Origin of the sequence: Siphonobacter sp. SORGH_AS_0500, from assembly GCF_031453245.1 — a bacterium.
Classification (GTDB): Bacteria; Bacteroidota; Bacteroidia; order Cytophagales; family Spirosomataceae; genus Siphonobacter.
In genome coordinates, this window is the sequence record NZ_JAVIYT010000007.1 from 213,038 (window position 1) to 227,350 (window position 14,313).

The following is a 14,313-nucleotide window of genomic DNA, read 5'->3' on the forward strand; positions in this document are numbered from 1 at the left end:
CTCCCAAGCCTGTCCGCATCAGCAAAGGATCGCATTCCTACCAAAACCACTGCGTAGATCTTCCCTTTATTCACTCTCAGCGAGAATTGAAAATACATTTCCCTACATGCCTACACCGAAACTTAGCAAAACTTATTTAGACTAATTCTTTTCTTGGAGTATATTGCAGCCATTATTCCTACTATATATCTACTTTACGTATCATGCGAACCATCGGTTTACTAATTCTGGCCTTCCTGGGCCTGCATTGGTGTGCATTCGCCACTAATCCTCTTTTCAGTGACACCACTAAAGCCTACGGCTTACCTCTGTTAACCAAAAACCCCAAAGGCGATGTCATTCTCTCGTGGACCGAGAAAGACCCTCAGGGTGTAGTGGGTTATTACTTCGCTACTTCAAAAGACAAGGGCAAAACCTTTTCTGACAAGAAGCTTATTTTCTCAGCTCCGGGCTTAGGCTCTGGCCAACTCATGCGACCCAAACTGGTTTTCAAAGGGGATGGCACCTGGGTGGCGGTGTTGACTTATAACCCTACCGCAAAACCTAGTGCTCCCGTAGCTCCGGCACCCGCTCATGCCGGACATGAAGGTCATCAGGCAGCGGAAGGAAATCGCCCGGCTCAGGGTGGTGACCGGCCTAGGGGCGGTGGTGGCGGCGGACGCCGTGATTTACAGGTCGTTTACACCTTTTCGAAAGATGCCGGAAGTTCCTGGTCGGCTCCCAAACCTGTTTATCAGGATGTAGACGTAAAAGCTCTCCGTGGCTTCTTTGACGTAACCGTCATGGCAAACGGTGAATTGGCCGTAGCTTACCTCAAGGATGTAATTGGCAGCACTAAACACGAAGAACGCGATCTGCGGCTGGTAGTTTCCAAAGGTGATTCTTTTGAGCCGGAACAACTTCTCGATCCCACTCCCTGTGATTGCTGCCCAATCAGTCTCTTAACGGACGCACAGGGAAATCTGAATGTGTATTACCGGGATAATCGCGATAACATTCGCGACATTGCCCGCCTCGTTTCGCGGGATAACGGAAAAACATTCTCTGAATCAGAAATTCTGTACGCAGATAACTGGCAGATTAACGGTTGTCCCCACTCAGGAGCCGTATCTACTCAAAGCGGAAAAACGGGATTGATTACCTGGTTTTCAGCCGCAAAAACCGAACCCGGAATCCGACTGGCTACTACCGACGGAAAGAAACTAACGGTTATTAATGATCCTTCGGCGAAAAATATGTTCGTAACCAGTGCAAAAGATGGAGGTGCCTTACTCTGGGATCAAAATAAACCCGGTAGTACCAGCAAAGCCGTTGCCTACCGTAAAATCAAAGGTGATAAGGTTTCAGAAACCCAGTGGGTCGAAGCTCCTGTAAATACTATGAATCCTAGTGGATTGGTGCTGGGAAATCAATTACTAATTGCCAGCGAAATTGCGGCAACACCCGGTAAAAACTCGATTCAGTTGAGTTGGGTAAGTTTATAATTTACGAGGTTCCTATGCAAAAAAGACCAGCCCTAGGGCTGGTCTTTTTTGTAGTCCACCCGTTTGTTTTACTTTTCAAGGTTACTAATTGCTCTGGCACCTCTAGGTGCAATGTCTAAATACTCCGTAAAATCTTAAACTCATTTTAATATACATTAAACAAAATCACCCTCTAAATCAAGCTTTTTAAGTAGATTTTCTTAAAAACAAATTCATATAGAATTATTCTCTGGAATAAAATACATTTTATAGTTAACAGGTATTGCAGGCTTTAACCAACATTCATTGCTATTAACTACTGAAAGGCTATCTATCCCAGACTCAATCTATAATCTTCTAATTTTCAATTATTTACATATTAAGTTAAAGAATAATCAGTTCAAGATATTGTCATTATTCAACCATTAAATAAAATTTTAACAAGTTATTCAATTAGTAATGAATGTCTGTTTTTCCAGTTAAGCAATAATTGGTCTCTGCTCCTTACTTATAAAATTTTACGATTTTTAAAAATTGCGTTCGGAATTTTAATCTCGTTTTTATACTTTCGCAAAGTCATTTATTTAGTCTTGGTCTAAATAGAAAATAATACCTCCTCTATGAGATACATTTATCTGGTATCTTTTTTGTTCATCAGTGGTTACACGTACGCCCAAACCAGTGCTGCGACTCAGGTAGCAACCATACGTGGGAAGATTCATTTTGAAGGTGGAGACGGGGTTGAGCACGTAACAGTGCGTCTCAAGAATTCCAAAGTTGCTACGATGTCGGATGAGCGGGGAAGCTTTGAGCTAACCAATGTTCCGTACGGACCTCATGAGCTTCTGATTTCTTCCGTAGAAATTCAACCCAAAACGGTTCGCCTACACGTTAACAAGTCTGCTCACCAACTGCCTATTCTTGTTAATAAGGCCATCAAAGACCTTTCTGAAGTGCAGGTTACCCACAAAACAGAAAAGAAGGAACTCGAAACCCAGGGTTTCGCTATGAACGTTATTGAAACGAAAGAAGTAGCCACCCGGAATTTCCAGACCAATGAAATGCTGGATCGCACCGTTGGGGTTCGCGTTCGGCAGAACGGAGGATTGGGGTCTTCTGTAACATATAACCTGAATGGAATGTCGGGAGAATCTGTACGTATATTCATAGACGGTATTCCTATTTCAACCTATGGAGCTTCCTTCAGTTTGAATAGTATTCCACCCGCGTTAATCGAACGAATTGAAGTGTACAAAGGCGTAATTCCCGCTCACTTGTCAGACGATGCTCTGGGTGGAGCCATCAATGTCATCCTGAAAAAGGGAATGAGTAATAACCTGACGGCTTCTCTTTCCTACGGTTCGTTCAATACCTTACAGGCTAATGTCAGCGGAACGCATCGTTCGGCGAAAAGCGGCTTTACCGTGAAGGCTTCGGGCTTCTATAATTACTCGGATAACGACTATGAAGTCTGGGGAAAATTCGTGCGAAATATTCTGCCTAATGGCCGTTATGACTACGTACGTGCCCGTCGCTTTAATGATGCGTACCGCTCCGGGGGCGGTCAGATTGAACTGGGCTTTACTGACGTAAAATGGGCCGACCAGTTTTTCATTGGTTACAATGGTTCAAGTGATTACAAAGAAGTCCAGCACGGAACGTACATGTCGATTCCCTACAAAGGCCGTTTTACCGAATCCGAAGCCCACGTTTTCAGTCTGAATTACCGGAAGAAAAATTTCATGGTTAAAGGGCTTGAATTAACCCTCAGCGGCATGTCAAGTATGCGGAAACAGGTAGTGGTTGATACCGTGAAATGGAATTACAACTGGTACGGTGAACGCAGTGTGGGCTTAGACGGAAGACCCATTTTACGACCCACCGGAGCCCAGCAGGGAGCTCCAACGATTAACCACATTAACCGCAATGTAACGACCTTCCGGGCGGGGATTACCTATGATATTCACAGAAATCACCGATTTGTGGTCAATCACATGTACTACAACATCGACCGGAATCAGCAGGATTTCATGCGATCTGCCGTGGAGCGGGAGTTCATCGGAACCCGCAACCTGGCGAAGAACATTACCTCGGTGGCCTACGAATTAAAAGCACTGGATTCTAAACTAAGGGCTAACATTTTCGGTAAATATTACCAGCAGAAAATTGACCGCATGGATCCTGTACTGGTAGAAAACAACCGTCAGGAAAACCGAACGTCGAGTAATAAAACCACGACGGGTTACGGGGCGGCCCTCTCCTACGCCATTATTCCTAACCTTTACCTGCTTACCTCGGCAGAACGAGCCGTTCGGTTGCCTTCTGAGAATGAGGTATTCGGGAGTCCGGGCGAAAACATTGTTGAGAACTTTGGCATCCGCCCGGAGATTAGTAATAACCTCAATGTAGGTTTTAGAGCAGGCACTTACACCGCGGGATTACACAAGTATAACTTCGCTCTTTCTGGATTCATCCGGGATACGCGGGATAAAATTGTTCAGCGGGTCAATCCCCGTCTCAACGATGCCGTACAAACCGATCCTTTCGAAAACCTGGGTAAAACCAAGTCCATTGGGTTTGAATTGGAAGGGAATTACATCTATAACAACAACCTTATCATTGGGCTGAATGCTTCGAAATTTAACTCGGTTTTCAACATGCGTTACGATGCTAATGGTCGGGAATTCGACTATTACGGACGCCAGTTACCGAACGAACCCTTTTTCACCATTAACAGTACAGTTCAGTACGCTTTCAAAAATTTACTTGCTACAAATTCACGATTGAATGTGTACTACGGCTTCCGTTTCGTGGAACGCTTCTACACCACCTGGATGATTATTGAAGATTTCCGAACGACGCGTCAGTACATCCAGGATTTGGGAGCGAGTTATGTTTTTCCAAACAAAAAATTCATTGTCAGTGCCGATGTGAAGAATATGTTTGACCGGCAAGCTTACGACAATTTCGCAGTTCAGAAGCCCGGTCGAGCCTTTTACCTTAAATTAAATTACACTATAAACAATTTTTAATCAATAGCTTACATGAAAAAACAAGTTCTGAATTTCTCTCTGTTAGCAGGACTTCTGATGACGGTGGCCCTGACGGGTTGTAAGGACAGCAACACGGGTACCGAACCAGAAGCCGATGCTGATCGCTGGATTACGGTAGCAGGTGCTTTGATGGGAACTTCTCCCGGCGATGGGAATGGCGGTACGATGGTTTATTCCGTTAGTAAAGAAGATGCGAAGAATCCCAATGTATCCATCAGCGTTTATGATAATGGTTTTGGCGTAAAATCAAACCGGACGGCCCGTTTACAGGCATCGGAAGACGGAAAAACACTTTTTAATATTGCTTATACGGGTGACAATGGGGGTGAATTCTCTCGCTACAAAGTAGAAGGGGCTGGTAAATTCACGCAGGAAGATGTAACAGTAAACATCTCGCAGTATGCCAGTACGTCTCCCCGCTGGGTAAAGTTATTTGATGGTGACAAAACGGGTATTGCCGTAAACGTAACTACCCCCACCGCCAACAATGCTTCCAGCGGACAGACTCCTAATGCAGCTTTCGCGTATTTCCGTGGAACGGCTACGGTATTAGCTCTGAACTTAAAGGATGTTCTGATTTCTGGTTATAAACAATACCAGATTCCTTTAACGGCGGCTGAAGAGTTGCAGGGACACACCATTTTCCGCTTGGATGCTCCCGTTTTGAATAAAGCTCAAAATAAACTCATCATTGGTACCTGGATGCAGAAAAGAAACCCATCGACGGGGACTACTGAAACTAACTTCACTCGTCTGGGTAGCAAATCAGTTATCGTAGATTATCCTTCTCTGGAAAATCCTAAAATAATTACCTCGACTGTCGGTTTTGGTGATAACAGTGGGTACCGTAGCCATAACTCATTCCTGGCGGATGACGGAGCTATTTATCAGGCTACGCAACGGGACTCAAAAGGTTCCCACATTTTAAGAATCAATGAGAACAACGAATACGATAATTCATACGTATTCAGCCTAGATGCTGCTCTGGGGGCGAAAAATGTATACGTTGACTGCTGGAAATACGCAGGTAATGGCATTGCTTATGCTCTTTATACCCAGGACGGCACCGATCAGGGTTTCGTGGCTCGTCTGGACCTGAATGCCAAAACAGCTACCAAAGTTGATTTACCCTACGAAGAGGGGCTGGATTTTGGTCAGTATCAGGGTATTTTAGTAAGCGGTGACGAAGTATATATTGCTTTTACTCCCGTTGGAAAAGATGGCAATATTTACATCATCAACCGTACTACGGGTGCCGTAACCAAAGGGGCAAAACTGGTAAATAAAGCCGGTAACCATTACATTGGTATCTTCTAGAATTTTTTCGAATAAACTCTTCCTACAAAAGGTCTCCTTTCAAAAGAGAGGAGACCTTTTAGTTTATTAAAAGTGTATAAAAAGCAGGAATGGCATTGTTTATCATATGGAGAAGAAGACCCCAGAAAAACCCGTAACGAAGCGAGAGCCAGGTAACTAATAAACCTGTCATAAAATGAGGAAACAAAACTAATACTACCGTATAAAAAGGAACCTGATCAAAATCATAATTATGATAATGCCAAAAGGCAAAACCCGTAGCATTTAACCATATGAGTAACCTTCTAGTTGAGTCAACCCATAAAGTGATTTTATTAAATAAATAAGACCAATTATGGAGGATTAATGCAATAATTAAACTTCCTGTTAGTACATAAATAGTAGGCCCTGAAAAGGTATAAAAATTTAAAGAAAAGCTTTTACTAACCAATAAATAGATCAGCATGAAAACAGAAACGATAAACAGATATTTTTTGCGTTGAAGTATACCTCGAAAGGCTAATTCTTCGAAAAGGGGGGCTAGTAGTACTACTTGCAGAATAAATCGAGCCTCTGAAACTTCTGATAACCAGCTATTAAGCCCATCTGATCCTTTCGCTTGACTCACGATACCTAATTTCAATAGTTGTAGACCAAAGAATGCCCAACTAATTTTAAATATGAGAAGTGCAATAAACGCTTTACCAATAATTAGGCATTTATAACGAACACTAACCGAAGGCTTTTCAACAAAATTACTATTACTACGTAGAAACGAAAAAAAGTCAGTAAGTATTTCTTTCATAGGTATGTATTCCCCCTAATGTCTACTTATTTCTATTGTTGGCACCTCTTAAACTGATATTTATTGCATTATATTTCTCTAGTTTGTAAACTACATATCTATGCATTGACAGATACTATATATAATTATTAATTACTTTTTTTTATTAATTTATATCAATACTATCGATAAGGCTATTCAACTTAATTTCAATAATAAACATGATAAAAGGGAATAATTAAAAAATAATACAATGCCAATTACTTTATCCGTATTTTGAAACCTTTCCATAAGTTTATCATTTCTCTTGTAAAGTATCATATAGTTTATGAAAACTGTTAATGAGAATATCAATATACACAAACCATTATTTGTAATTATAACCCAGGTAATTCAAAACAGTAAGTATGTTTACGGTTACGATAGCAGAGATCCACGATAATGCTGTAGATGCTTGATCTCTCCAAGCTCTACCGTAACGCCTAAAAAAGTAATGTAAGCATTCAAAAATGTATAAATATAATTTCATAACTTAATCCTTATTGGCAATTTGGCCCATTTGTATCGAATGCTAAGTAATGCAATATGCATTATTAGTTCATGCATGTTAAGAAATTATCCATTACTACCTAGCAAATATGGTTTAGAAGGTTTTAAAGGGTATACAGATATAAATAATGGCACAGAACTGATATAAACAGCTTTATATCTATCGTTACTACATCCGCAAAAAAGCCAGATAACTTAAAATAACCAATATTCCTTCCACAATCCAGATCGTTATGTTATTCTTGGAACAGACCACCCGGATCAGAAAGTGCAGTACTAGAGGCCCGATCAGGAATGGAATTCCGAAGAAATACTGGAGAATATTATTTTCCCGGCCCGTATTAACAATTCCTGTGCCGATCATCATTAGCCCTATCAAGGAAGCTAGCGTTAATGGCGTTACGATGCTAAAGATTTTGGAAAGGTTCATACACTTCATGAGTTGGTGTTAAAGGATGTACGAAAAAAAAGGCTCCAGGAATTTCCAAAGCTTTTACACTTTCAGCTCATCTATACCTACACGCATCCCTCTTAACGTAGCTTCGCCAAGTTTAGAGTGAATGATAACGAAGCGGCACCTCCCCCACCCTAAATGCCTTAGATTTATTAGACATGCATGATAACTTTCGCTTGTATTCAGCACCCAGATAGATGCTTTTCCAGCAAAATCTATTCTACATTTCTGCTAACAATCTTACCAAAACTCCCTTCTTTATGATTCATAAGGAGTTACGCTACAACATGCATTAGTCTAAAACTCACCTTTCAAAGCAGCTATTTTCAAATGGCAAAACTTGAAATTTCAGATTCCCGAATACTGCAAAAAGTATCACGGTAGGCTCCCATGTTATCTTATTTTTCTTACATATGCCTTAGTCCAAAGCTCACCTTTCAGGTAATCATGAGCTAAACATTGATTAAAATGAGGTCTTACAACTTCTGAAAAATTTTAGTCTAAATCTCACTTTTCGATTAGTCCGAACCTCACTTTTGCAAAACTTTTTTAAGCTATTGCTTAGTCCAAAACTCACTTTTCGCTCATTATCAGCACTCTGCATTGCCAAATTTCCTTAGTCTGAACCTCACCTTTTCCTTAGTCTAACCCTCACTTTTATTTTTCATTCTTTAGTCTGAACCTCACTTTTCCCTTAGTATAAATCTCACCTTTCCTATCAGAATTTTATTCCAAACCTCACCTTTTGTTAGTCCAAACCTCACTTTTCTCTTTATAATTTACTGATAATCAACGCCTTGCAAAGGGCCTAAATCAATCAAAATATTGATATATTAAATAATAATCAAAGACTGATCCATTTTTTCATTGAAAGTAGCAGGTTCATTTTTTCACTGAGTCAATAAAAAAAGACACCCATCAACTAAAGATATAGTTATATGAGTTTTAACGAGTAGTCCAAAAAATGTCAAAGAATGCAGACGTACTAATGAAAATATCATTAGTATTGTCTTTTAAAATTGACAAAACAGTTCCTACATGCTCACTCACGAAGAGGTTCTGCACTTTTTCAAAAAGAAGACGGCTCTTTCCATGTCAGTCATTGAAAAGGAAGCCGGCCTTCCCCTAAGTACCTTGCCCAAAGCAATGGCCGGACAACGGACCCTGAATCAGAAACATCTTAAAGCTCTTGAGCCTGTTTTACTTCAGTATGGTTTGGAAGAATTCCGCAATCGGAAGGCTCGTGTGATTAGTATCGTCAATCACAAAGGCGGGGTTGGTAAAACGACGACGACTATCAATCTGGGAAGTGGCCTTGTCATGGAGGGCTTTAAGGTTTTAGTAATAGACATCGATTCTCAGGGAAATCTATCCCAAAGTCTGGGCCTGGATAATCCCGAGTCTCAGCTATACGAAGCTCTGCTTCACAACAAACCCCTTCCTATCGTTTCAGTCATCCCGAATCTGGATTTAATACCCAGTAACCTTGAATTAGCGAAATACGAACGAGAGCTAACCCACTCTCCTAGCGGAGCTTTACGTTTACGCACAGCTTTACAGTCGGTTTTAGATCAATACGATTACATTCTCATCGATTGTCCTCCCGCTTTAAACGTATTTACTAACTCAGCCCTGATTGCTTCCAATTCAGCGTTAGTTGTTCTAGAACCAGAAACATCTGCCATTAAGGGGATTAATAACCTCTTCGAGCTTATTAACGAGATTCGTCAATTCTTCAACGAATACCTCAGTATTGAAGGACTGTTGTTTACACGCGTAGACCGTCGTCTGGTGTTACACAAAGAGCTTATTCAAACCATTCGTCAAGACTTAAAAGACTTTCAGGTCTTTGATACCGAGATTCGCCTAAATGCGGCTCTCAAGGAGTCTCAATACGCTCAGGTAGACATTTTCCGTTACGGGGCGACCTCACCAGGAGCGATAGATTACAAACAATTAGCTCAAGAGCTTTTAGCCCGACAGAATCGGTAACTATCCATCCCAATTGAATTTGTATGAAAAAAATTGTCAACCAGTTTGGTGCGAAAGAGCTAATCAAAAAAGATAACGGTTCACTGGTCCAACAGGAATTGATCAAAAATCAGATTACCGTCATACCTGAACTGGAAACGCTTATTCCTCCCCTGTTGGATGATGAGTATCGGCAACTGGAAGCAAACATCATTAAGGAAGGCTGCCGGGAACCTTTACTGGTGTGGGAAACGCCTGCCCATACCGTTCGTAATACCGACGACGAAACATCCTTATTTGTGCTAATTGACGGTCACAACCGTTACAGTATTTGCACCACGCACGGGATTCCCTACCGGATCCTAATGAAGGAGTTTTCTTCCATTGAAGATGTACGTACCTTCATGATTGATAATCAGCTAGGTCGTCGGAACTTAACTCCTGAACAAACATCCTATCTACGGGGGCAAAAATACCTTTCGATGAAACGCGGATCGGGTCGCCCTACGGGTAATGCAGCCGGAAAGAGAACGGAAGAAGTACTGGCCGAACAATTCAATGTAAGTCCCAAAACCATTCGTACAGACGCAGAATTTGCGAAAGGCCTCGACAAGACCTCTCCTGCCCTCAAAAAAGAAATTCTGAGTCGTAAATCGAAAGTTTCTAAAAAGTCGATTGTAGGGCTTGCCAGTGCGTCAGAAGAGTATCCAGCTTTCGATAGCGTTGAACAGATTAATCAGGCCCTAACGAAAACTAAAAAAGCTGCCAAGCCTGTTCTTGCGGAGGTAGCTAAGCTCAAACAGTTAGTCGAATCCTTAGAACGAGCGGGTGGGAATAATCGTGAATTATGTGAAGAAATCATTGAAGTAGCCGAAGCTCTTCTTCAAAATAGTGATTAGAAATGTGGTAACAATTACCACATTTCTAAGTTCAGTCAATTGCTGCGGAGGTCGTGGCTATGGAGGTACGACCTAAACAAAAATAATGTGGTAGAAGTTACCACATTACTGACTTCAGGCGTAGGCTGCTTCGTCCGGTCATCTCTTCCCAAAACGTGGTAATTGTTACCACATTTATTTCGCTCCACTCACTTAATTCTAATAATCTGAAAGTTAGTGTCTCTAACAAAACGATAGAGCATAGGAATACTAAATGCAATAAAAGTGAGGAAATGAAAAGGATTCTCACTTTTATTACGTAATTTTCCGGTACATAGCCTTCAGTGTATGGACAACCCGATAGTTTTTCAGAAACGACTTAATAATTTTCAGCCTAATTTCATTACCGAATCCAAGCAGCAATTTTCTGAATTGGAGAAGAGAATCGTGGTAATGATTATCAATCAGATCCGAAATGTAAAGGATTATCAGGAAGGGCAGAACTTACGTTTTACCATTCCGATTACTGAACTGGCCAAGTCAAATAACTACCGTAAGCTCTATCAGGCCGCTAAATCACTGACGGATAAGAAGATTCTTTATGAGGATTTTTCTAACCCCCGTAATCCCAGTTTCGCCTCGCTTGTCCCCTTTCCGTTGGTACGAACTGTCAATGAAGAGGGCCGTAGTTTTCTGGAAATAACCATGTTGGCGAATGTCGTTCCCCAGTTCATTGAATTGGGAAGTCGATACACCAAATACAGCATCGATGTGATGTTATCGCTGGAATCCGTTTATTCACAGCGATTGTATGAGTTGATGATGATGTATTATAACCGGGGACAACGGGTATTCACCTATTCAGTTGAGAAATTGAAATTTATGCTGAATTGCCCCGAGAGCTATAACTACAAGGAGATTCAACGCTGGGCTTTAAAAGTGGCTCAGGCTGAGTTATTTGCAAAGGCTAACATCGTTTTTGAATACGTCCCCAGCAAAAAGGAACGTAAGAAAATTCTGGAGCTTGAGTTTACCATCAAATCTTTCATGGATGTGGTGAACGAAGCAGTAGAAGAAGAAATGGAGAGCTTTTACAGCACAACCGATACCAACCGTTATCTGGTGGCTCGCAATCTTCTGGAAACCCAATACACCTTTACAAGTCAGCAGATTGAAGAAATCCTGAATTCTAAGGAGAAGCTGGAGAAATTTGTACAGGTGAATTCAGAAATTGAAAATGGTAAAATCACGGTCAGAACCTCCAAAACGCAATACATGGCTACGGTGTTAGGCTTTAAATCTCAGAAGCCAGAAACCCGACGCAAAAAAGCGTAAGACTACTAGTCTAAACCTCACCTTTGGTAAAATTTCATGGAGTCTAGGTAGAGTTCACAGAGCAGCTCTGGTATTTAAACGGTAACGCTGCTCTTTTCCCAGATTGGAAAACATTCGTGAACTTGCCTTTCATTCCAACGTTAATTCCTTATTTATAAAGTCAGGACTGAATAAGGCTTCGCTTTCACGGCCACTAACCAGCAGTAGCAAAACAATTCCAAGAAGATCTTTTCATAACAATGACTTTAGGCCCATTTTAGGCAAGTGAGATTAGGGCTCACGAAAGATTGGTAAAAGGGAAGAAAAAGTAGTATTTTCCCCTTTTTGAAGAACCAATGAGACGATTCATCCTACCTCTAATTACCGCAGCAACTTTAGTAATAGCCACTCAATTTACAAATCAATCTTCCGACGAAGAGTGGTCCGAATATCTGGGTGGTCCTGATCGAAACCATTATTCCAGACTTACACAAATCACCCCTGCCAACGTCAATCAGTTACAGGTAGCCTGGGAATATCACTCCAGAGATAGCGGCCAGGTACAGTGCAATCCCCTGATGGTGGGTGGTGTTTTGTATGGAATTACCGCAACCAATCAGATCTTCGCTCTGGATGCAGCCACGGGCAAAGAACGCTGGCGTTTTGCTCAGCCCGGTGGCGGGGGCTTAAATACAAATCGGGGATTAACGTACTGGCAGGATCAGAGTGATCGCCGGATTTTGTATGCTTCAGGTTCTTACTTGTACGCACTGGATGCAGTAACGGGTAGATCCATTCCGGCGTTTGGAGACAATGGACGGGTTAGCTTACGAGCGGGATTAGGGCCAACCGCCAAGGATAAATTTGTGATTTCGAATACGCCCGGGACTCTTTTCGAGGATTTAATCATCATGCCCTTACGGTTATCGGAAGGAGCCGATGCCGCTCCCGGATCCATTCAGGCCTTCCATGTGCGAACGGGGAAAATTGCCTGGGTTTTTCATACCATACCGCAACCCGGCGAGTTTGGCTACGATACCTGGCCGAAAGATTCGTATCAAAACAAAGACGTCGGGGCCGCCAATAACTGGGCCGGAATGGCCCTTGACCGGAAACGAGCCATTTTGTACGTCCCGACTGGCTCTCCTGCTTTTGACTTTTACGGAGGAAATCGCCAAGGAAAAAACCTGTTTGCAAACTGCTTACTGGCACTTGACGCACGAACGGGAAAGCGTCTTTGGCATTACCAAATCGTACATCATGATGTATGGGATCGGGATTTACCCGCTCCCCCTAATTTGGTAACACTGACGATAGGTGGGAAAAAAATAGACGCCGTTGCTCAGGTAACCAAGACAGGTTACGTGTACGTGTTTGATCGGGTAACGGGGAAACCATTGTTTCCTATCGATGAAAAGCCAGCTCCGCAATCAACGGTTACGGGGGAAGTAGTTTGGCCTACACAGCCCATTCCGCGAATGCCCGCTCCGTTTACTCGTCAGTTCATTGCCGAAAAAGATTTAAATCCCTACGCTGCCAATAAAGCTGAGTTACTGGAAACGTACCGAAAGGCAAAAAAAGGATTTTTTCAGCCGCTGAGCGAAACACCAACGCTGGTTTTTCCCGGTGCTGACGGCGGAGCCGAGTGGGGTGGGGCAGCCGTAGACCCCGAGGGTATTATGTACGTCAATGCCAATGAAATGGCTTGGTTGTTCAGTCTGAGTCCTACGCCTAAATCGGATGAGCTGACCCACCTAAGTCCCGGCCAGCGGCTGTACACCACTCACTGCGTAGCTTGCCACGGTCCGAATCGGCAGGGAAATCCCACCAGTGGGTATCCGTCACTGATAAACATTCAGGAGCGTCGAGACCGTGCCTTTGTTACAAAAGTAATTACGAATGGAAAGGGGATGATGCCCGGTTTTGCCAGCATTAGTTCCACTGAAAAACAAGCACTGGTGGCTTTTCTCTTTGGCGACGAAAAAGTAGAAGCTACCGCAAAAGCAGGCAAGGAAACCGCCATGCCTTACGTTCCATATCGTTTCAATGGGTATAACAAATTTCTGGATTCCGAAGGGTATCCCGGCATTGCTCCGCCTTGGGGTACCCTAACGGCTATTAACCTAAATACTGGGAAACATCTCTGGCAAAAAACGCTGGGTGAGTTCAAAGAGTTAACGCAACAGGGTATAGCCCCCACAGGCACAGAAAACTATGGAGGGCCCATTGTAACGGCCAGCGGTTTATTATTCATTGCAGCAACGAAAGACGGCAAAATACGTGCTTTTGATAAAAAAACAGGAGCTATTCTCTGGGAAAGGGAGTTACCCGCGGCTGGATTCGCTACGCCAAGTACCTATCAGATTAATGGAAAACAATACGTAGTGGTCGCCTGTGGCGGAACTAAGTTAGGAACGAAGAAAGGAGATAGTTACATAGCCTTTGCATTACCTGAATAAGAAGAGTAACCCAGGAAAGCCGATTGACTTAGTCAGTCGGCTTTCCTTTAGATAGAAATTTCATTTAACATAACATTAAAAACTACCGCTTT

Annotated in this window: 9 protein-coding genes; 7 read left to right on the top strand and 2 right to left on the bottom strand. The window is 42.4% G+C overall.

The features are described 5' to 3' along the window. Positions 1–203 precede the first annotated feature (203 nt). The 3 genes from QE357_RS23290 (at position 204) to QE357_RS23300 (ending at position 5,833) form a co-directional block, all read left to right on the top strand. The gene (locus QE357_RS23290) at positions 204–1,484 is read left to right on the top strand and encodes a sialidase family protein (RefSeq protein ID WP_309713212.1); all 1,281 of its coding nucleotides are present in this window, start codon (positions 204–206) and stop codon (positions 1,482–1,484) included. A 599-nt stretch (positions 1,485–2,083) separates the two neighbouring features. Then, the gene (locus tag QE357_RS23295) at positions 2,084–4,495 is read left to right on the top strand and encodes a TonB-dependent receptor plug domain-containing protein (protein ID WP_309713215.1); all 2,412 of its coding nucleotides are present in this window, start codon (positions 2,084–2,086) and stop codon (positions 4,493–4,495) included. A 12-nt stretch (positions 4,496–4,507) separates the two neighbouring features. Continuing rightward, a complete protein-coding gene (locus tag QE357_RS23300; RefSeq protein ID WP_309713218.1) occupies positions 4,508–5,833 on the top strand; it encodes a hypothetical protein in 1,326 nt (441 codons plus the stop codon). A 58-nt stretch (positions 5,834–5,891) separates the two neighbouring features. Here QE357_RS23300 and QE357_RS23305 read toward each other — a convergent pair whose 3' ends face one another. Both QE357_RS23305 and QE357_RS23310 read right to left on the bottom strand, forming a co-directional pair. Beyond that, the gene (locus QE357_RS23305) at positions 5,892–6,617 is read right to left on the bottom strand and encodes a type II CAAX prenyl endopeptidase Rce1 family protein (protein ID WP_309713221.1); all 726 of its coding nucleotides are present in this window, start codon (positions 6,615–6,617) and stop codon (positions 5,892–5,894) included. 697 nt (positions 6,618–7,314) lie between these two features. Continuing rightward, positions 7,315–7,575 carry a hypothetical protein gene (locus QE357_RS23310; protein ID WP_307143830.1) on the bottom strand — a complete coding sequence of 87 codons (261 nt, stop codon included), beginning with the start codon at positions 7,573–7,575 and terminating at the stop codon, positions 7,315–7,317. A 1,062-nt stretch (positions 7,576–8,637) separates the two neighbouring features. On the opposite strand from QE357_RS23310, the gene QE357_RS23315 reads away from it, so the two are divergent. The 4 genes from QE357_RS23315 (at position 8,638) to QE357_RS23330 (ending at position 14,221) form a co-directional block, all read left to right on the top strand. After that, on the top strand, positions 8,638–9,591 hold the full coding sequence (locus tag QE357_RS23315; protein WP_307143829.1) for a ParA family protein: 954 nt from the start codon (positions 8,638–8,640) through the stop codon (positions 9,589–9,591). Positions 9,592–9,614: 23 nt separating this feature from the next. Next, positions 9,615–10,469: a hypothetical protein gene (locus tag QE357_RS23320; protein ID WP_309713226.1), complete on the top strand. Its 855-nt coding sequence runs from the start codon at positions 9,615–9,617 to the stop codon at positions 10,467–10,469. A 327-nt stretch (positions 10,470–10,796) separates the two neighbouring features. After that, positions 10,797–11,783 (top strand): replication initiation protein, encoded by a 987-nt coding sequence (locus tag QE357_RS23325; RefSeq protein ID WP_307143827.1) that lies wholly within the window; start codon positions 10,797–10,799, stop codon positions 11,781–11,783. Between the two features lie 335 nt (positions 11,784–12,118). Beyond that, positions 12,119–14,221: a PQQ-binding-like beta-propeller repeat protein gene (locus QE357_RS23330; protein ID WP_309713231.1), complete on the top strand. Its 2,103-nt coding sequence runs from the start codon at positions 12,119–12,121 to the stop codon at positions 14,219–14,221. Positions 14,222–14,313: the final 92 nt, after the last annotated feature.